The sequence below is a fragment of the Kaistella polysaccharea genome, assembly GCF_020410745.1.
Classification (GTDB): Bacteria; Bacteroidota; Bacteroidia; order Flavobacteriales; family Weeksellaceae; genus Kaistella; species Kaistella polysaccharea.
In genome coordinates this window covers 60453-81123 of sequence record NZ_CP084528.1, presented here as the reverse complement: position 1 = coordinate 81123, position 20671 = coordinate 60453, and the positions used below count along the sequence as shown (strand labels likewise).

Annotated in this window: 18 protein-coding genes; 9 read left to right on the top strand and 9 right to left on the bottom strand. The window is 36.0% G+C overall.

What is annotated here, in order from left to right; all coding sequences use genetic code 11:
- Window positions 1-38 precede the first annotated feature (38 nt).
- Together LC814_RS00335 and LC814_RS00330 are read left to right on the top strand one after the other, a co-directional pair.
- A complete protein-coding gene (locus LC814_RS00335; RefSeq protein WP_226064366.1) occupies window positions 39-344 on the top strand; it encodes a P-II family nitrogen regulator in 306 nt (101 codons plus the stop codon).
- A gap of 25 nt (window positions 345-369) precedes the next feature.
- The gene (locus LC814_RS00330; RefSeq protein ID WP_226064365.1) at window positions 370-576 is read left to right on the top strand and encodes a YgaP family membrane protein; all 207 of its coding nucleotides are present in this window, start codon (window positions 370-372) and stop codon (window positions 574-576) included.
- A 101-nt stretch (window positions 577-677) separates the two neighbouring features.
- Here LC814_RS00330 and LC814_RS00325 read toward each other — a convergent pair whose 3' ends face one another.
- From LC814_RS00325 to LC814_RS00315, 3 genes are all read right to left on the bottom strand, one after another.
- Complete coding sequence (locus tag LC814_RS00325) at window positions 678-1022, bottom strand: type II toxin-antitoxin system PemK/MazF family toxin (protein WP_226064364.1); 345 nt, start codon at window positions 1020-1022, stop codon at window positions 678-680.
- On the bottom strand, window positions 1012-1242 hold the full coding sequence (locus LC814_RS00320) for a hypothetical protein (protein ID WP_226064363.1): 231 nt from the start codon (window positions 1240-1242) through the stop codon (window positions 1012-1014). The genes LC814_RS00325 and LC814_RS00320 overlap by 11 nt, the downstream gene beginning before the upstream one ends.
- A gap of 184 nt (window positions 1243-1426) precedes the next feature.
- The gene (locus LC814_RS00315) at window positions 1427-1993 is read right to left on the bottom strand and encodes a Tll0287-like domain-containing protein (protein ID WP_226064362.1); all 567 of its coding nucleotides are present in this window, start codon (window positions 1991-1993) and stop codon (window positions 1427-1429) included.
- A gap of 184 nt (window positions 1994-2177) precedes the next feature.
- Between LC814_RS00315 and pnuC the strand changes: the two genes are divergently transcribed.
- The 4 genes from pnuC to LC814_RS00295 all read left to right on the top strand — a co-directional run bounded on the left by pnuC (window position 2178) and on the right by LC814_RS00295 (window position 7409).
- On the top strand, window positions 2178-2849 hold the full coding sequence (gene pnuC, locus LC814_RS00310) for a nicotinamide riboside transporter PnuC (RefSeq protein ID WP_226064361.1): 672 nt from the start codon (window positions 2178-2180) through the stop codon (window positions 2847-2849).
- A gap of 86 nt (window positions 2850-2935) precedes the next feature.
- Window positions 2936-3712 carry a diaminopimelate epimerase gene (dapF, locus tag LC814_RS00305; RefSeq protein ID WP_226064360.1) on the top strand — a complete coding sequence of 259 codons (777 nt, stop codon included), beginning with the start codon at window positions 2936-2938 and terminating at the stop codon, window positions 3710-3712.
- Window positions 3713-3730: 18 nt separating this feature from the next.
- Window positions 3731-4768, top strand: a complete 1038-nt coding sequence (mltG, locus tag LC814_RS00300; protein WP_226064359.1) for an endolytic transglycosylase MltG — start codon at window positions 3731-3733, stop codon at window positions 4766-4768.
- Between the two features lie 118 nt (window positions 4769-4886).
- Entirely contained in the window at window positions 4887-7409 is a 2523-nt protein-coding gene (locus LC814_RS00295; protein WP_226064358.1) for a TonB-dependent receptor, read from the top strand.
- Between the two features lie 68 nt (window positions 7410-7477).
- Here LC814_RS00295 and galE read toward each other — a convergent pair whose 3' ends face one another.
- On the bottom strand, window positions 7478-8497 hold the full coding sequence (galE, locus tag LC814_RS00290; RefSeq protein ID WP_226064357.1) for a UDP-glucose 4-epimerase GalE: 1020 nt from the start codon (window positions 8495-8497) through the stop codon (window positions 7478-7480).
- Window positions 8498-8505: 8 nt separating this feature from the next.
- A complete protein-coding gene (locus LC814_RS00285; RefSeq protein WP_226064356.1) occupies window positions 8506-9636 on the bottom strand; it encodes a DegT/DnrJ/EryC1/StrS family aminotransferase in 1131 nt (376 codons plus the stop codon).
- Between the two features lie 288 nt (window positions 9637-9924).
- Between LC814_RS00285 and LC814_RS00280 the strand changes: the two genes are divergently transcribed.
- Window positions 9925-11529 carry a S8/S53 family peptidase gene (locus LC814_RS00280; protein WP_226064355.1) on the top strand — a complete coding sequence of 535 codons (1605 nt, stop codon included), beginning with the start codon at window positions 9925-9927 and terminating at the stop codon, window positions 11527-11529.
- A gap of 54 nt (window positions 11530-11583) precedes the next feature.
- Here LC814_RS00280 and LC814_RS00275 read toward each other — a convergent pair whose 3' ends face one another.
- Window positions 11584-14127, bottom strand: coding sequence for a phosphoenolpyruvate carboxylase (locus LC814_RS00275; protein WP_226064354.1), 2544 nt, complete (start codon window positions 14125-14127; stop codon window positions 11584-11586).
- Window positions 14128-14216: 89 nt separating this feature from the next.
- Here LC814_RS00275 and LC814_RS00270 point away from each other — a divergent pair, with 89 nt between their 5' ends.
- Together LC814_RS00270 and LC814_RS00265 are read left to right on the top strand one after the other, a co-directional pair.
- The gene (locus LC814_RS00270; protein ID WP_226064353.1) at window positions 14217-15545 is read left to right on the top strand and encodes an aspartyl protease family protein; all 1329 of its coding nucleotides are present in this window, start codon (window positions 14217-14219) and stop codon (window positions 15543-15545) included.
- Window positions 15542-16093, top strand: coding sequence for a hypothetical protein (locus tag LC814_RS00265; RefSeq protein ID WP_226064352.1), 552 nt, complete (start codon window positions 15542-15544; stop codon window positions 16091-16093). The genes LC814_RS00270 and LC814_RS00265 overlap by 4 nt, the downstream gene beginning before the upstream one ends.
- Here the strand turns inward: LC814_RS00265 and LC814_RS00260 are convergent.
- The 3 genes from LC814_RS00260 to glgB all read right to left on the bottom strand — a co-directional run bounded on the left by LC814_RS00260 (window position 16066) and on the right by glgB (window position 20547).
- Complete coding sequence (locus LC814_RS00260; protein ID WP_226064351.1) at window positions 16066-17028, bottom strand: L,D-transpeptidase; 963 nt, start codon at window positions 17026-17028, stop codon at window positions 16066-16068. The two genes, LC814_RS00265 and LC814_RS00260, sit on opposite strands and share 28 nt — an antisense overlap.
- A gap of 123 nt (window positions 17029-17151) precedes the next feature.
- Entirely contained in the window at window positions 17152-18558 is a 1407-nt protein-coding gene (locus tag LC814_RS00255) for a glycogen synthase (RefSeq protein WP_226064350.1), read from the bottom strand.
- 36 nt (window positions 18559-18594) lie between these two features.
- The gene (gene glgB, locus LC814_RS00250) at window positions 18595-20547 is read right to left on the bottom strand and encodes a 1,4-alpha-glucan branching protein GlgB (RefSeq protein WP_226064349.1); all 1953 of its coding nucleotides are present in this window, start codon (window positions 20545-20547) and stop codon (window positions 18595-18597) included.
- Window positions 20548-20671: the final 124 nt, after the last annotated feature.

Here is a 20671-nt window from a genome sequence, read left to right as displayed (position 1 = left end):
GGAAATTGTTTCGGCGGAGAATTTTAAAACTATTACAAATGAAATTATTACTCATCACCGCAATCAAGGAATTTGAAAAAGAAGTCAAAAATATCTTAGTTAAATCTGGCTCTAAATCTTTTACTTTTAACGAAGTCAAAGGTTTTAAAAATGACGCTCAAAGCAACGTCGTCGATAATTGGTTTGCTTCTTCATATGCAGAAACAGACTCTCTATTATTCACAGTTTTTGTACCGGAAGAAAACACGCCTTTAATCCTAAAAAAAATTGAAGAATTTAATTCAGAACAAGAAACATTATCCAAAGTTCACATTGCTTTAATCAACTTGGAACAGCAATTTTAAAGAAATAAATATTAAAATAAATAAAATGAAAACTAGAATAATACACGCTTTCGCCGGGACCATGATTTGGGCAAGTATCCTTTTATCCATTTATGTCAACCAAAATTGGTTGTGGCTAACTGGATTTGTGGGAATTAATTTACTACAATCATCGATAACGAATTGGTGTTTGCTGGATAAGATTTTAGGAAAATTAGGAGTTAGCAATAAAGGTGATTCTTGTGGAGTTTAAATTTGTAGAAACTATTGTAAACCTTGTCAAGGTTAATCGCAAAAAACCCTGCAATTAATTTTGCGGGGATTTTTTTATACTCTAAAGTGGTAAGAGTATTTTTACAAATCGATAACGATTGCAATATTTTCCTTTATTTTTTCTATCAAACCTGTCGGTAGTTTACCTACTTTTTTAATCAATCTTTTGTTGTCAATTGCTCTAATTTGATCAATCATTACATCACAATCTTCATGTAGATTTGCCATTCCTTTCTGAAGATGCACTCTCAAGATCGTGGAATTATATTGAACTTTTGTAGTTATAGGACAAATAATTGTAGATGGATGAGGGATTTTATTCATCAAATCGGTTTGTACGATAAGTACAGGTCGTGTTTTTCCTGCTTCAGTTCCAATTTGAGGATTGAGGTCTGCAATCCAAATTTCGTATTGATTAATCTGCATAATCCAGTTTTTCAAATTCTTTCAAAACAGACATCGATTCATTTTTAACTAATTCCGATTCTGCTTTTAGTTGTTTTTCTAAAACTTGTCTTTTCTGCGCATTATTGTAATACTCAATAGCTTCATTGATATATCTATTCCTGGAGATTTTTATTTTAGAAAGAATTTTTTCTGTTTCTACAAAAATCGATTCGTCTATTTTTAGTGATATTGTTTTCATAAACTTAAAATTAATATCACAAAGGTATATCATTTTTTTATATTAAAAATGTAAATAATTTTGATATTATATCTTATATACTTTTTTCGAAAATATACTAAACTAAACCTTTCTCCAAAAGCAAAAAAACAAACCGCCACAAAATGCGACGGTCTATCTTAACAAATAAAAATATGGAAATAAACTATTTAGTTTTAATACTGATCAGTCCACGGACTTCGTTTTCTTTATAACCTAATGCTAAATCGTTTGGATATAATTCGGCAATTTTCACGGCCACTTTTGGCTGAACATTTTTTCCTGATTCGCCATGACATTGCAAACACATCGCATTCGTAACCAAAGGTTCATAGTAATGAGTTTCAGTGCGAACTGGTTTTAAAAGTTCACCTGCTAACAATTGTTTTTTGTACTGTTCAATCAACTTCAACTCTTCTGCGTTGGCAACATTTTTCGGATTACGCCTTTTATCAGATACTCTGGAAATCACCAAACCGTGTTTATCCGACATCGATTTTGTTAAAGGCATTGCCTCGATATTGCAAAACTCCAAAGCCGATTCCGGTCCGCCTTTCTGCATTTGTTCTGCTACATTTTTCATCAAAAGTTTCTTGGTTTCGGTCGCATAACTGTGAAGTGAATCAGAGCTGATTGTTGCGACTTCTTTAGTTGAAGTTTCCTCATGAACGATTTTATTTCCGCACTGCAGAAATAGAAATGCGAAACTAGTTAATACCAAAACTTTTTTCATTTGTAAATTTTTATTTTTTTAAGGGCAAATGGAATCGCAAATATTTAGTTGTAATTGATTATCAATTTTGTAGATAGCGATTTCATACGTCTTAATTTTATTCAAAGATAGGACGACTTTTCAACAACATCTGTGACTAAAGTTACACTCACTTTTATTTTCAGAAAAACTTATCTTTGAACTCATGAATTTCTACGAACTCTTCCTTAAACCTTACGAATCCTACGACACTTTTCAAATTGCACTCGAAGCGATTGCTACTATTTTTGGAATCTTGAGTGTCTATTTTTCAATTAAAAAGAATATTTGGGTTTACCCGACAGGAATTGTTTCCACGGCATTGTACGTTTACATTCTATTTAATTTCGGCTTGCTCGGCGACATGATGATTAATTTTTATTACACGGTCATGAGCATTTATGGCTGGATTTTATGGTCCAAAAGTTCCGAAGACCATATTCACGTAGAAGTTTCCTGGGCTACAAAAAAAGAATGGATTTTTTCCGGGATTCTGTTTTTCATTAGTTTAATTTTAGTCACTATCGTCTATTATTATAAACCATTTATCGACAATCATTTCTCAATGAAAAATGTACAACTCGGTTTGTATCATTTGGATTGGGCGAACTGGTTAGACGTTTTCACCACGGCAATTTTCCTGGTTGGAATGTGGTTAATGGCGAAACGTAAAATCGAGAACTGGATTTTCTGGATGATCGGTGATTTAATTTGCATTCCGATGATGATCTATAAAGGTTTAGGAATTACCTCCATTCAATATATGGTGTTTACAGCCATGGCATTTGTCGGTTATTTTGAGTGGAAAAAAGGTCATCAACTCCATCACCGTAAATGATATAAACTATTGCGCTCTTAAACTAATGATAAAGATTTGAGTATCTTTGCAGTCCCAAAATTATGAGGGTAAAAACCTTTTATTTTATGCAGAATACCATCGAATTTTTTAAATATCAGGGCACGGGAAATGATTTCGTAATCATTGACAATCGTGATTTGCTGTTTCCAAAAGAGAAAGAAATCATAGAGAAACTATGCGACCGACGATTTGGAATCGGTGGCGATGGCCTTATTCTCTTGGAAAACGACATCACTGCTGATTTCAAAATGGTTTATTATAATTCCGACGGAAACGAAAGCACGATGTGCGGGAACGGCGGCAGATGTCTTGTTGCCTTCGCTCACTTTCTAGACATTTTTGAAAATCAAACAACCTTTACCGCCATTGACGGTTTACACGAAGCTGCGATTAATAATGGTACTATCAAACTGAAGATGATCGACGTGGATTCCATTAAAAACATTGATGGAAATTTTGAATTAAATACTGGCTCGCCCCATTATGTGACTTTCGTAGAAATGTTAAAGGATTATAAAGTTTTCGAAAATGGTAACAAAATCAGAAATTCGGCGTCTTATTGTCAGGAAGGAATAAACGTGAATTTTGTGGAAGAAATTTCTGAAAATGAAATCTTCATTAGAACCTACGAACGTGGTGTTGAAGATGAAACTTTCAGTTGTGGAACTGGAGCTACAGCCTCAGCTTTGGTTTTCCTGAAAGATAAAAATCAACCTTCGGTAAAAGTAAAAGTTCTGGGTGGCAATCTAAAAGTATACGCAGAACAGGATGGTGATTCTTTCAAAAACATATGGTTAGAAGGTCCTGCAAAACAGATATTCAAAGGAAAAATCAGTTTATAAAATAGTTATCGTTTAGATATGAAAAAAGGCTTCGGAATTGTTTTGGTAATCGTGTTTCTGATTTTTGCAGTCGGAAGTTTTTTTGGATATCAGTATTACAAGAAATTTTATGGGAATAATGTTGCTAAAGAAGGTTACGTTTTAATTCCGCATTCTGCCAATTTCAATTCTATTTTAGATTCCATTTCACCTTATGTTAAAAATAAGGAGCAGTTTGCGGAAGTTGCGAAAAGCAAGAATATGGATAAGTTTTTCAGCGCCGGACGATATAGAATTAAATCAGGAACGAATAATACAGATTTGGTCAATATGATTAAAGCTGGAAACCAAACAGAAAATACCTTTAGAATTGGGGATTTTTTCACCGTTTATCAAATGGTTGGGAAAGTCGCCAAAAAAACAGAATTGGATTCTTTGCGTTTTGCGACAGATTTAGATAAAATAGCAACCACAAAAGGTTTAAGCAATGCGGAAGAACTCAAGAAATATTTCTTTATCGACACCTACAATTTTTTCTGGACGGTTACGCCTGAAGAATTCTTCAAGAAATTTGAAGGAGAATATAATGACTTCTGGACTGCTGAAAGAAATGGTAAGGAAAAACAATTAGGCTTAAGCCGTGATCAAATTTATGCCTTGGCCTCTTTGGTTTATAAAGAAACTGGTGGCAAACCCGATGAAATGAAAAGAGTTGCAGGTTTATATTTAAACCGTTTCCGAAAAGGCATGAAACTGCAAAGTGATCCAACGGTAATTTATGCCGTTAGTAAAGCCAATAATTTTCAGGGAGATCCGATCAAAAGAGTTTTCTTTAAACATCTGCGTGAACCCTCGCCATATAACACGTATTATTCCGCGGGAATTCCCCCAGGACCGATTTGTATGGTGGATAAAAATTCGGTAGACGCGGTTTTAAATGCAGAAAAAAATGACTTCATTTTTATGGCAGCAGACCCTAATAAATTTGGATTTCACCGCTTCACCGCAAGTGATATTGAACACGCAAAAAATGCGAAAGATTATCAGCAATGGTTGAATTCGAAAAACATTAAGTAAAATTTAAAAATATATTCAAAATACCTTTATAAGAATCGTTTTGAAGAATAAAAAGTTAAACAAACATTTATTTTAACTTTTAAAGAATTAAGTAATCAGTACAGGATAAATTAAAATTATGACGAACAGGATTGAGATTTCATCCATTATTAAAAAACGAACATTAGGACTTGTTTTCGTTTTAGGTGCAGCCAGTTTGGCTTTTGCACAACAGAAGGTAGACGTGAGCGGGAAAATTGTAGATCAACAAAACAATGCCGTTCCTTACGCTTCAGTAACTTTTAGCAATAAGGCCAATAAACTTTTCAGTGACGCAGTCTTAAGTGATGAAAAAGGAGAATACAAGCTCGCACTGACACCCGGAAATTACGACATCATCATCGAGGCGATTGATTTTAAAAAATCTACTGTAAACAAGCAAATCGCAACTGCTGGGAACTTAGGAAACTTGACCGTTCAGCCGGAAGCTTCTATAACCAATACCAAAACATCTGACATTCAAGGCGTCGTCATTACTGCAACTGCGGCAAAACCTTATCGTGTTGAATTAGATAAAAAAGTGTACGATCCATCAACTGACATTATCAGCAAAGGTGGAAACTTACAAGATGTTTTGGCGAATGTTCCCTCAGTTTCGGTAGAAACAGATGGTACGGTTTCTATGCGTGGGAACTCAAACGTAAAATTCTTGATCAACGGAAAACCTTCTTCACTACTTGGGATCGATAGTGGCGCGAATGCACTGCAATCAATTCCAGCTGATCAAATCGAAAGAATTGAAGTGATTACCAATCCATCTTCAAAATTTGAAGCCAGCGGAACTGCAGGTATTTTAAATATTATTTTAAAGAAATCTAAAGGAATGGGCTTCAACGGAAGCGTTACCGGAAGTTTAGGTTATTTACCAAGCACAAATTTAAATACGAACTTAAGCTGGAAAAAAGGAAGCTGGACTTGGTTTCTGAATGGTGGCGGCGGTTATCGTGAAGGTGAAGGAAAAAGCGATAGCGAAACGCGCTTCTTTGATACCACAACTGGTGCAACAACAAGATATTTCGAGCAAAATTCCCGAAACAATAGTGACAGTAAATTCTATAATGCAACTGCAGGTTTTGCCGTAGACTTAACGGAGAAAACTTCTTTTAATTTATCGGGAATGATTAGAAACTTTTCTAACGAAAGCAATAACAAAGTAGATAATATTAATTATGATGCATCAAGAGTTTTAAATAATTACACGCAAACTTCGGCTCTAGGAACAAGTTCTAATCTTTCTTTACAAGGAGACATTGGTTTGGATCATAAATTTAATGATGCGGGGCACAACATCGCGTTATCTTTAAGTCTGCAAAAAAGTGACAACGAATCAACCGAAGATTCAAGAGAATTTGAAGATTCATATTTTAGATATGGTACTTTAGGAAATAATAATACGGTGAACAAATCCGTCATCGGAAAGGTTGATTACGAATTGCCTATCGGAGAGAAATCAAAAATCGAAGCAGGCTATCGAATCGATAACAATGTTAATGATTACGATTTCCTAAACCGTGAAAATGATTTTAATCTGAATTACGGCGTCGTAGATGAATACAGTGGAAATACGGTTTATGACGAAACCATCAATGCAGCATACGCTCAGTTCAAAAGCAAAATTGATAAATTAGGCTATCAGTTGGGCGTAAGAGCAGAAAACTCACAGATTAATATTGAATATCAAAGTTTAAGTGGAAATACTTCGAGCAAAAAGAAAGAATATACCGGATTTTTTCCAAGTGTATTTTTAAGTTATGACTTAGGAAGTTCTAATAATCAATTGTTATTGAATTACTCCAGAAGGATTAACAGACCTCGTTCTTGGTTCTTAATTCCTTACCCAACCTCATTGGCAAACCGTCAGAACTTATTTCGTGGTAATGAAGATTTAAATCCTTCTTATATTGATTCATTTGAGTTAGGATATGCCATTCAGAAAAAGAAATTTACCATCAATCCAACTTTATACTACCGACAAACGACAGACGATGTAAAATTTGTTTTACTGAGTCAGGCGATTGGATCTGATGTTTTGGTGACAAGTCCTTATAACGTAGGAAATGAAACGAGTTACGGTTTAGATTTAAATTTGACTGCTGATCTTTTCCCGTGGTATAAAATTATGGCAAGCGCCGATGTTTTTGGGTACAAATCAGAGGGTTCCTATTTTGATCCAACTAGAATGGTAAAACCACTTTCTTTTGACGGTGAAGGTTTTTCTACAAGATTGAGATTGACAAACAGTTTTAAAATTGACAAAACATTGAATATGCAATTGCAAGGTTTTTACCGAGGTGGACAAAAAACCGCTTCAAGTGAAAGTAAAGACATGTATGTTTTAAATTTCGGTGCAAATAAAACCATCTGGAACAACAATGGAACTATCGCTTTTAATATACAGGACATTCTGGGAACCAGAGGGAGAAACTCCACCAGTTTCGGCCCAGGTTACGAAAGAGATTCCTATATGCGTTGGAGCCCAAGAAGTTTTAATGTTTCTTTGACTTACCGATTTAAACAAGGTGAAAAAATAGATGCACCAAAACGTAAAAAAGATATCAACAGCAATTCCAGTGGTGACGACGAGCAAGGTCCACCAATGTAAGAAGTTGACTTATATAAGTACAAAAAATCCTGAAAATTAATTTTCAGGATTTTTATTTTGTAGGTTAATTACTTTCTGGTTTCCAGATATTTCTGCCATTCCCACGTTGTTCTTAAAGCTTCTTCTAAAGATGTTTCTGCTTTCCAACCCAGTTCTCTTTCTGCCTTGTCGGCATTTGCATAAGCGATTGTAATATCTCCTGGTCTTCTTTCGCAAATTTGATAAGGAACTTTTACAACGTTTGCACTTTCAAAAGCGTTAACAACTTCCAATACTGAAGAACCTTTTCCAGTTCCTAAATTATAAATATCAATAACCGTTTCTCTTGAATCTGCCATCAATTTCTGCAAAGCTTTTACGTGCGCCTTTGCTAAATCTACAACATAAATATAATCGCGAATTGCCGTGCCATCTTCCGTCGGATAATCATTTCCCCAAATAGAAAGTTTTTCCCGGATGCCAGACGCCGTCTGCGTAACATAAGGAACTAAATTATTAGGAACACCGATTGGCAATTCTCCCAGTAATGAAGTCGGATGCGACCCAATTGGATTAAAATATCTAAGCAAAGAAACTTTCTTTTTATAGGCTGTTGCAAAATCTTTTAGAATCTCCTCGCCCATCTGTTTGGTTTTCCCGTAAGATGATTCCGGCATTTTCAGCGGAGTATTTTCATCAATCGGTTGCTCATCTGCCTGGCCGTAAACGGTACAAGAAGAGCTGAAAATAAAGTTTGAAAGATTTCGAGCTTTGAATTCCTGCAAAATATTAATTAAAGAAAACAGATTGTTTTCGTAGTAATCTAACGGTTTTTCCTGGCTTTCACCAACTGCCTTAAAAGCTGCAAAATTAATACAACCATCGATTTGATGTGCATCAAAAAGTTGCGTAAGCAGTTCTCTACGCTTTAAATCAAATGGATAAAAGATAGGTTTCTTCCCAGAAATTTTTTCGATATTTCCTAAAATAAATTTTTCAGAATTTGATAAATCATCAACAATGATCACTTCAAAATTATTCTGTAAAAGTTCTACCACCGTGTGGGAACCAATATAACCGAGACCGCCGGTAACGAGTATTGTCTTCATAAATGTAATTAATCTTTATTCATAAATTCCAAAACGGCATCCGAAATATATTTCAGTTGCTCTTCATCTAATTCGGTATGCATCGGCAGTGAAATTACTTCGTCCAACAACTTATCGGTATTTTTAAAATCCGCATCGTTACTTTCCTGGAAATAGGCTTTCTGCTTTCTTAAAGCTACCGGATAATAAATCATCGCTGGAATCTCTTTTTCAGTCAGAAACTGCTGGAGCTCATTTCGCTTACCATTCAGAATTCTTAAAGTATATTGGTGAAAAACGTGCGTGGAATTCTCCGCTCGTTTCGGTGTTAAAATATCTTTGCTGTCGGCGAAAGCTTCGTCATAAAAATCAGCGGCTTTTCGTCTGGCTTCATTATAACTGTCCAATAACGGAAGTTTTTTTCTTAAAACAGTAGCCTGAATGCTGTCTAGGCGGGAATTTACGCCAACTTCATCGTGATAATATCTTTCATACATTCCATGATTTACGATACCGCGGATCTGATGCGCTAAATCATTGTCATTTGTAATAATCGCACCACCGTCGCCGTAACATCCTAAATTTTTAGAAGGAAAAAATGAGGTTGTTCCCAAAATACCCATCGTTCCCGATTTCTTCGTGGTTCCATCAGAAAAGGAAAATTCAGCACCAATTGCTTGCGCATTATCTTCAATTACGTAAATATTGTGTTCTTTCGCAATTTTCAGAATTTCTTCCATATTTGAACACTGACCAAACAAGTGAACAGGAATAATCGCTTTCGTTTTTGAGGTAATAGCAGCCTTTAATTTCTCAGTATCCATCGTAAAAGTATCGTAATCTACATCTACTAAAACGGCTTTTAATTTTAATAAATGAATTACTTCTACGGTAGCAGCGAAGGTAAAATCAGCAGTGATAATCTCGTCGCCTTCTTCAAGTTTTAAAGCCATCAAGGCGATTTGTAAAGCATCAGTCCCGTTTGCGCAAGGAATAACGTGTTTTACATCGAGATAAGTTTCTAATTCAGATTGGAAAGATTTTACTTCAGGACCATTAATAAAAGCCGCAGAGTCGATTACATTCAAAACTGCATTATCAACTTCAGATTTTATTTTATAGTATTGACTTTGAAGGTCAACCATTTGTATTTTCTTCATAAAAAATATTTCCTCAAATTTAGCAAAATTAAATTTTCAAAAAAAGCAAACACCTTCTTATTCTCATCAAGTTTTAAAGGTGTGCGAATAAATGATTTGCGAAATTATATTAAAATTAGAAAGTCGATTTTCTACGTAGAAAACACAAAGTTAATACGATAAGGAAAAGATAAAACTGATGAGAAATAAATATTGATTTGACAATAATATTTTGAAATTGAAAATAATTATTAAAAATTAAGCAATAAAGCAAACTTTTTAATTAATTTTAATCCCTAAATTTTACCTATGAAAAAAGCATTATTCATTTTTATACTTCTGATATTCAGTTTTGTAACCGCGCAGACCGAATTGGTATTTGTCTACTTCAAAGACAAACCAAATAAAGCGGCCTTCTATGCCAATCCAACTGCCGAACTTTCTCAAAAATCGTTAGATCGCCGTACAAGAATGGGCATTGCACTGAATGATCAAGACGCACCTATTGAAACTACTTATATAAAAAATGTAAAAAATTTAGGTTTCACCGTCATCGATTTTTCTAAATGGATGAATGGTGTTGCGGTTCATGCCACGCCAGAACAGATTACAAATTTGGCATCAGAAAGTTACGTTCAATCAGTTGAAAGATTCATTAAACATCCAGCCCCCACGAAATTAATAGATAAAAAAGTAAATAAATACGAAGAGTTTAATAAGACTGCAGCCAAAACAGATTTCAATTATGGTTTAAGTTTAGCACAGATTAATCAGATCAATCTTCGTCCTTTGCACGTTGCTGGTTTTACGGGAAAAGGGATTACTATTGCGGTAATCGACACGGGTTTTCCCCAGGTTGATACCGGTTCTGTGTACGCGAGAATACGAAATAACGGTCAGATAAAAGGCGGATATAATTTTGTAAGCAAGAATGATTTCATTTACAGCAACACCTTAAATGATCACGGTTCATATGTGTTAGGAATAATTGCTGCGTATGTTGAAAATAAGTTTGTAGGTTCTGCTCCAGACGCAGATTTCTACCTTTACGCAACCGAAGACGATACCCACGAAATCCCCGAAGAACAACTTTATTGGACCGAAGCTGCAGAAGAAGCCGACCGAAAAGGCGTTGATATTATCAGCACGTCGCTCGGATATTACGAATTTGATGATTCCCGCTATGATTTGCTTTATTCCGATATGGATGGCAAAACTTCTTTTATCGCACGAACTTCACAAATCGCCACTGAAAAAGGAATTTTTGTGTTAGCGGCGGCAGGCAACGAGGCTCAAAAACCCTGGCATTATATTATTACTCCGGCGGATAATGAAAAAGTATTTACGGTTGGCGCCGTCACAGAATCAGGGACAAGTTCAACCTTTTCTTCATTTGGACCTAATGCTTTGGGACATGTAAAGCCCGATGCAAGTGCGAGAGGAACAGCAGCGTATATGGGTTATAATAATTCGGTGGTTTCCAGCAGTGGAACTTCGTTCGCCACACCTTTGGCAGCTGGAGGGGTGGCGTGTCTCCTTCAGGCCCTACCGAAAAAATCTGTTGACCAAATCAGTCAACTCTTGCGGGAAAATTCTTCAATTTATCCAGATTCAACACCGCAATTGGGATACGGAATTCTTAACTTTTCTAAAACTTTGGATGCCAGTCTTTCCACATCAGAGGGAATGAAAAAAGGACAACTTCAAATTTACCCGAATCCTGTTTCCAAATCATTTACCATTAAAACAAATGAAAAACTGAAATCAGTAGAATTGTATGATATGCTGGGCAGAAAAGTCCAAACTTTTAACAATGAAAAATCAAACAATATCGAACGATTATCGAGCGGTGTTTACTTTCTAAAAATCGAAACTGAAAAAAATCGATATGTTGAAAAGTTGATTAAGGAATAAATTTAAAATTGATATTTACTAAAAAAGACCTTCGCAATTGAAGGTCTTTTTACTTTACGCTGAATTTCGGCTGGCATTAATATTACCGAAAAGCGATCGCATGACGAGTTTTTCGTACGCACTGCGATTTCCTTCTTCCTTCTGAATTTTAATCAAGGCATATTGCTGAATACTTAAAAGCGGAAGAACAATTTTTTCCCGGATTTTAACGGATAAACGTGATAGCGGTTCCTCTTCCATTAATGTTTGAAAGCCCGTAAGTTCGAGCATCAATTCTTTTGAGAGGTTATATTCTTCAAAAAGGATGGTCCAAAATTCTCCAAATTTTTCATTTTTCTTCATGTAAGAAGTGAGCGGAAAGTAGGATTTATTCATGCTCATCATGGAATTAAGGACTAATGTTTTGAAAAAATCTGAACCTTTGTAGAGATTTTTCACCTCTTCAAATCTTCCTGCATTTTTCAGCTCGTTCAGGGCAAAACCAAAACCGAAGAATCCCGGCACATTCTGTTTGAGTTGACTCCATGATCCCACAAATGGAATCGCGCGCAGGTCTTCAAATTTCAGCTCACCACCTGCGCCTCTTTTTGTGGGCCGACTTCCAATATTGGTTTTCCCGTAAAACTCCAGCGTACTCATTTCTTGCAAATACGGTACAAACCGCGGATGCGCTTTCAGATCAGAATATTTTTTGAAACTCAGCTCGGCGAGTTCTTCAATGAGTTTTCGTTCTTTATCAGTGAGATCTTTTTTTGAATTTTTAAAAACATCATTTTCAATTCCGGCGGTCAATAGCTGTTCAAAGTTATATTTTGCTTGATCTTTGTTGCCGAAAACACTTGTAATTGTTTGTCCCTGAACCGTGAGCTCAATTTGATGGTTGGCGATTGTCTTTCCTTGTGATGCGTAGAAATCATGGGTTTTACCACCACCTCGCGCGGGCGGACCGCCCCTGCCATCAAAGAATACCACTTTTACTTTATAATCCGCAGAAACCTTTGTAAGCTGCTCTTTGGTTTCATAAATTTCCCAGTTGGCTTTCAGGTAACCGCCATCTTTCGTACCGTCGGAAAAACCAAGCATAATAGTTTGTATACTTTTTCTGCGATCCAAATGCTTTCTATATACAGGAAGCTCATAAAGATCTTTCATCACTTTTTGCGCCCGGTCTAAACCTTCCATGGTTTCAAAGAGCGGTACGATATCAATATTGATTTCGTCTTCACGGTATCCACACAAGCGAAATAATGCAAAAACATTCAGTACATCTTTTATGGCTTCAGAGTTAGAAATAATATACCGATGCATGCCACGCTCACCGTTTTTATGCTGAATGTCTTTAATATTATATACGTTTTGAAGCGTGTCTTTTGTAATTCCTTCGAAGTCACTTGGACTCAATACCACATCAGTAGTCATTAACCAATTTAACTTCTCTTCAGTACTTGCGTTTTCTAAGTCTAAATCAGATTTTTTAGCGATAATTTCATCAATAATTTCCTGATGAATTCTACTGTCCTGACGAATATCCAGCGTCGCGAAATGCGTTCCGAAAATTTTCACGCGGTCTTTAAAATCATCTAAAATATTTTTAAAAAGTCCATTGTGTTGCTCGACCAGAATTTTTTCAGCTTCTTTGATTTTATTTAATATTTGTACGTCAGAAATATCAGACTCTTCTTTAAAAATAGCCTCATATAAATCATCGCTCAAACGATTTAAAATCTCCGAAACTCCTCGGAAACTTAATCTTCGTCGTATTTTTTTCAGATGGGCGTAGTAAGATTTTAAAATTGAAAGATGTAGTTCCTGAGCCACTTGCTGGGTAATTTCTGCGGTGACAAAAGGATTTCCATCGCGGTCGCCGCCGGGCCAGAAACCCATTTGAATTAAATCCTCTGCAGGCGTGAAATTAGGCGTACCAAAAGAGTTTTTAATTTTTTTATAAAGCTCACCAATGGTATCATAATACACATAGCGCAAATAAAAAATAATACTTAATGCTTCGTCTAATGGAGTAGGTTTTTCTTTGTTAAGAAAAGGTGTTTTACCGAGCTGTTGCAAAAGAGTATCAATTTCGGTAATGGAATCATTCATAATCGCGGATCGGAGATCATGTAAAATTCGCTGTACTGAATTGGGGTAAAATTGGGTCGGATGCGCCGTGAAAACCAATTTAATCGCAAAATCCTTTAGTTTTTTACGCGTTGCTTCCAACTGATGTTCCTGAAGTGCACGCTCATGAAGTTGCAGTACTGTCCCCGCATCACTTTCCGCATGAAGCTGGGGAAATGCCGCGTCCTCAATACTGTCATATAAAACGACCTGACGTTCGATATATTGAATAATTTTGAATAGTAATTCTGTTTTCTGCTCTTCAGTTTTCAAATCAGTATGCTTGCTGAAAAATTCCTCTACAATTTCTTCCGGACTTTTCTCCGCGTCGTAGCCTGCTTTGCTTTCCTCGTATAAAAAAGGTAACAACATCCCGATATTCGACATCTTGTCGTACGGCAAACTCATAAAGAGTGAATTGTAAATCTGAAACTTATTCTCCACCAACTGGCGAAATTTTTCTTTTTTTTCTTCGTGTAGCATCCAACAAATTTAGGGTAAAAAATCGCGTTATAATGTAAAATTTAAAGTAAAAAATTATCATTTTCGTAGGAAAATCGTATCTTCATTAGATGAAATTATGCCAGATAATATTTCTGTTTCTATTTTCCTTTTCGTTTGGGCAAACTGGATTTGAAGTTACAAATCCAAAAAAAACAGTCATTCCTTTTCAATTAATAAATAATCTAATTTTTATTCCAGTTAACATTAACGGAATAGACTTAACATTTTTACTGGATTCTGGAGTTAATGAAACCATTCTTTTCAGTCTTGATAATAAAGAAATCAACTTCAATGACGTGGAGAAGATGAAGTTTTCCGGTCTTGGTGGCACCACAAAAATTGAAGGTTTAAGAGCTGAAAACAATATCGTACGAATTGGCAAAGAATACACTGATTTCACCCATACCATCTTTATCATTTTAGATGAAAGCATTAATTTTTCGTCTCATGTTGGCATTCCTGTAAACGGAATTATAGGGTATAACTTTTTCAAGGATCATAAAATTGAAATCAATTATATCAATAAAAAAATCACCGTTTATAAAAGTGAAAAACTCTTTAAAAAACGTCAAAGAAAATTCACCGCATTTCCTATTACCATTGAAGGAAATAAACCATACATCATGGCCGACGTGGAAATGAACTCCGAAAAAGTAAGTTCAAAAATGCTTTTGGATCTCGGAAATAGTGATGCGGTTTGGCTTTTTCCCAAACTGATTAAAAATTTCGAATACAACCGACCAAATATCGACGATTATTTAGGAAGAGGTTTTAATGGTGATATTTTTGGAAAACGCAGCCGTATTCATGAACTTAATCTGGGAGATTTTGTTTTTAAAAAACCTTTGACTGCCATGCCTGATGAATATTCTATACAAAGTTTAAAGTTGGTCCCAGACCGAAAAGGATCTATTGGAAATGATATTATACGGCGATTCACGGTAATTTTTGATTATCCCGGAAATCAAATCTTTCTCCGTAAAAACAGCCATTTTAATGATCCCTTTCTCTTTAACAGCAGCGGCCTCGATATTCAGCATAATGGAATGGAATGGCAAAAAGATCTGGTTAATGTAGAAACGAAAAGAGCAATAACTACGACAGAAGGAACTCGCGTGTTGGATCGATCAGAAGGTTTTCGTTATAATTTTGTACTGAAGCCCAAGTTTTCCGTAGCGGGATGCAGACCGGAATCTCCCTGTTACACGGCGGGAATTCGGAAAAATGATCAACTCATCTCCATCAATAAAAGAAAAGTGGGTGATTTAAATTTAGAAACAATCAACAGCTATTTTAAAGAAGAAGACGGCACCAAAGTGAATTTAGAAATAGAACGCGAGGGTCAGAAAATGAATTTTGTAATTATTTTAATCGATCCCATACCTTACCAAGAATGAAAATCGAAGAAACAGTCATTGATCATATTCGCTCTCGTCCACGATTTAAAATATTTACCGATATCACGCGGGACGAATATACCGTTTATTTAAAAGGTTTTTTAAAAGAAAACGCCGACTTGTATGAAGGAAATATTAACAATGAAGCTGCAATAATTACGGTAAAAAGCGAGCAGGATCACTATTGGAAACCTTGCTTGGCTTTACGAACAGAAATTGATCCAGATGAAAATAAAACATTAGTTAGAGGTATATTTGGTCCAACTTCAGCAGTGTGGACATTTTTTATGTTCCTCAATTTTATATTCGGAATTTTATGGATGATTGCCATTACGCTTTGGTATGTGGAAAAACAGATTAAAAGCACCGAATTCACTTGGTCACTCACATTCTCCTTCGTGATGTTGGCCTGTTTGGCTCTCACTTTTTTCGCGGCAAGAATCGGGAAATTTCGGGCTAAGAAAGAAATGAAACAATTGAGAAACTTTGCAGAAGATTCGATCCGCAAGTTTGAAAATTATCAGATTCCGGAAGCGGATGTTTCCTGAGTCGCTTTTAAATCTTCGCGCTTTTGTTGCTCTGTCATAATTTTTTCAAGATGAAGTTCAATAATTTCATTTAGAGCTTCAGCTGAAATATTGTTAGATTTTGAATCAGCTTCCAGGTATTTCCAGGGTTTTTTCCCGCCCCAATTATAATCTCCAAAAACAATTACAGGTGTTCCGTTTGTTTTTACAGCAGCGCCACCTTTTGTAAGCGTCCACTGATCGGCCCATTCATAAAGATATTTGGCGTCCTCTCGTAACAAACGTAAACAAGAGTGCGAAGCCGGATATCCCGGAAGATCATATTCGTGCCACCCGATTCCCAAGGTATTATGAATATTAAAATTGTAAGGTAATTTCCAATCGCTGTCTACTGTTGAAATTGCGAGTTCTTTTTTCCAATTGGCGAACATAAGCCCACGTTTGGTCTGCGCAGTTTTCTTACCTAAGCTTGTTGGTCCCCATTTTAGTAATTTTCCGTACTCATACAACGCATACGCTTGTATCGGATAAGAAAAGAGTACTATTTTATCTACTTTTTTTAATATATCTAATGTGCCAGGAAATGGCGAATATATCATTAGTGATTTATCGAATTTATCTGGAATAGAAAGTGTATCCGCACGCCATTTATTTTTAGTATCCAGTCTGTTCAATGCTAATATAATATACTGCTCGTCTTTTGAAAATTTTTCAGTAAAAACGTTCATTGCGGAATCTTTTTTCTTTTGCGGAAAAAGAAAAGTAGTATAGGTGATTTTATTTTTTTCGAGGGAATCTTTTATGCGGGCTGCTTTTTCGGCTGCCTTCAATGAATCAGAATTAATTCCTTTACCTTCTGGAGTCGGAGCTTCATCTTTTTTACATTGCCAAGTGACAGAAAGTAGAAGAATAAAAAAGAAGGAAGTGAAGAAAGTTTTAGAAGAAATATTAGGCATTTTCAAAATTTGCTTACGGTTTGCAATTATAGTACCAGTCAGGCTTTATTTGCAATAGTTAGGGACTTTAATAAAATAAAAAATTCAAAACGAGATTTAGAAGTACTGATTAATTTTTTCAAATTACATTTTGTACAAATCCAGATAAGTTTCAGCAGATTTCTCCCAGGAAAAATCCAGGGACATATTTGATTGCACAAGATCTTTCATTAAATCTTTTTGGTAATAAATATGAAGTGCACGATGAATCCCATGAACCGCTGCATCGGCGCTAGCTTCCGTAAAATTCAAACCATTACCTCCGGTAGAAATATCTTCTACTGTATCCCGTAAACCTCCAGTATAACGTACGATCGGAATTGTGCCGTATCGCATCGCATACATTTGATTTAGCCCGCACGGTTCTACGCGGGAAGGCATTAGAAGAAAATCTGAAGAGGCGTAAATTTTGTGAGATAAATATTCCTTGTAACCCAAGTCTAAAGCAAAGTTCGAAAAGTGATAAGATAAATCTGAGAGTTGATATTCAATACCTTTTTCACCCGAACCAAGAATGATAATATTAATTGCACCAAAGGTTTCTTGAATACTTTTTCGAACAATTTCAGGTAGAAAATCTGCACCTTTTTCTACAGCGAAACGCCCAATAAAAGAAAAAAGCGGTAATTTCGGATCAAGCCCGTATTCTTCACATAATTCTATTTTATTTTTCAATTTTCCTTTTGCAGCATCTTTCTGTGCGTAATTAAAATCTAAAAAAGAATCTGTCATCGGATCCCAAACTTCAGTATCAATTCCATTAATGATTCCGTGCGCTTTCTGATGTTCCTGCTGAACCAAAGATTCTAAGCCGCGGAAATTCTCGAAAAGTTCTGCCATATATCCTCCAGAAACAGCGTTGAATTCGTGGCAACATTTAATCATTGATGCTAATGGATTGATAAAACCATCCCAGTCCAGCAACCCTTTTTTTGATCCATCAAACCACGGTAAATACTTGGCCATCTGCCAACTCATCTGTCCCTGATATTCTCCGTTATGAATTGTTCCTATTGTTTTTACGCCTTTCAAAAAGGAAAATTCCGGACAATTTTCAACCATAAAGGGAACTAAACCAGTGTGGTAATCGTGACAATGTAAAATATCCGGCCGAATCTTCATTGCAGAAAGCCAATGCAAAACACCATGCTGAAAAGCAATAAACTGCTGACTTTCATCCCAATATCCGTAAGGATTATCGCGGTCAAGAAGCCCTGGAATTTTGACAAGGTACAAATCAAATCCCAACACCTTTGTTCGTTCCTTCATTACAATCACCTGCAAAGTCTGATCGAATTGGTGAATCCAACCGTCAAATACAACTTCAAAACGATGTTCATGCACAAAAGGTTTATTGTACCACGGCATAATTACACTGGCTTCCACCCCTTCGATTTTATTTAAATATTTTGGCAAAGCTCCTACTACATCAGCCAGTCCGCCAACTTTGGCAACCGGATAACATTCGATAGAAAGGTTGAAAATTTTCATAGTGTAACGTCAGAAATTATTTTTGAGATTTAAAAATTAAGATTTTAAATTCTTTTTGGATTCCGTTTTTATTTTCGGTTTTGCAAAAGATTTTTGTTTTAAAATAACACCTGCAAGTGGTGGCAATTCTAAAATTATTGAATTTGGCCTGAACATCCATTCGTCATCCTGTTCATCTAAAATGGCAGCTTCTACACCGCTTCCGCCATATTTTTTATCATCCGAATTCATGACAACTTGCCAATTAGTTCCTTCATTAACGCCAATTTTATACGGAAATACCCGCGGCGTTAAATTCAAAACGATCATCATCACTTCTTCATTTTTTTTGGACTTTCTTAAATAAATATAGATGGAATTATCATCGTCATTGGCTTCTACCCATTCAAAACCTTCTGGTGAATAATTGTTTTCAAACAGTGCTGTTTCATTTCTGTAAAGATGATTAAGATCTTTTACTAAAGTCTGCATTCCTTTATGAAGTGGATATTGCAGCAAGTGCCAATCTAAACTAGTACGGAATTTCCACTCGCCAGTCTGTGCAAATTCATTTCCCATAAACAAAAGTTTTGCACCGGGATGCGTAAACATATAAAAATATAGAGCCCGGAGATTGGCGAATTTTTGCCACTCATCGCCCGGCATCTTGTAGATTAAACTCGCTTTACCATGAACGACTTCGTCATGAGAAAGCGGCATCATATAATTTTCATTAAAAACATACATGGACCCAAAAGTGAGTTTGTGATGTTCAAATTTCCGCTCGGCAGCTTCATTTTTAAAATAATCCAGCGTGTCGTGCATCCAGCCCATCATCCACTTCATACCAAAACCTACTCCGCCTTCATGTACCGGTTTTGTAAGCAAGGGAAAATCTGAACTTTCCTCCGCAATGGTAATAATATCTGGAAATTCTTGATAAACCGCTCTATTGAAATCCTGTAGAAATGCTTTGGCTTCCAGATTTACATTTCCGCCGTAAATGTTGGGTTCCCATTCACCTTCATTTCGGGAATAATCCAAATGCAGCATTGATGTTACGGCGTCAACCCGCAAGCCATCTGCATGATAACGATCAAGCCAAAACATGGCATTGCTGATTAGGAAGGATTTAACTTCTGGTCTGCCATAATTAAAGATAAATGATTTCCAGTCGGGATGAAAACCTTTTCGGGGATCTTCATGTTCGTAAAGAAAAGTCCCGTCGAAAAAGTGAAGTCCATTTGCGTCGCCCGGAAAATGAGAAGGAACCCAATCCAGTAAAACACCGATGTTATTTTTATGCAGTTCATTAATTAAAAACATCAAATCCTGCGGAGAACCGAAACGGGAAGTCGCAGCAAAAAAACCAGTCACCTGATAACCCCAACTCGGATCATACGGATATTCCATGACGGGCATAAATTCTACATGCGTGAAGCCCATTTCTTTAATATAAGGCACGAGTCTTTCGGCAATTTCGCGGTAGTTGAAAAAGCGGTCAGGATCATCAGTACCTCGCATCCAGGAAGCTAAATGCATTTCGTAGACGGACATTGGCGCTTTTAAGGAATTTTTTTTAGATCTCCCTTTCAGCCATTTTTCATCCGTCCAATCGAAAAAAGTAGTAGAAACTAAAGAGCTTGCCTGTACATTCTGTTCCCAACTCAGCGCAAATGGATCGCCTTTTTCCAGCAAAACATCTTGATTTGTACGAATTCCATACTTATAAGGATCGCCCCATTTTAGGCTTGCAATAAAACCTTCCCAAATACCGGAGTGATCCCAGCGTGGTAATAATTTATGAGTTTCAGAATGCCATCCATTAAAATCTCCAATTACAGAAACTTCTTTCGCAAAAGGTGCCCAAACCGAAAAGTATACGCCTTCTACTCCATCTAAAGTCAAAGAATGCGAGCCAAATTTTTCATATAATTTATAATGCGTTCCTTCGCGAAAAAGATAAATATCGTCTTCTGTAAATAAGGAATAAGGAAGAACATTTTCCATTCGTTTGTGTTTGGCGGTGTTAATTTCTGCTGAAAAGAGGCTTAATGGTTTACAACTTTAATTGTAACATCAAATATATTTAAAATAAGGCAGGTTTACAGGGAAAAAACCTTTCAAATTTCAA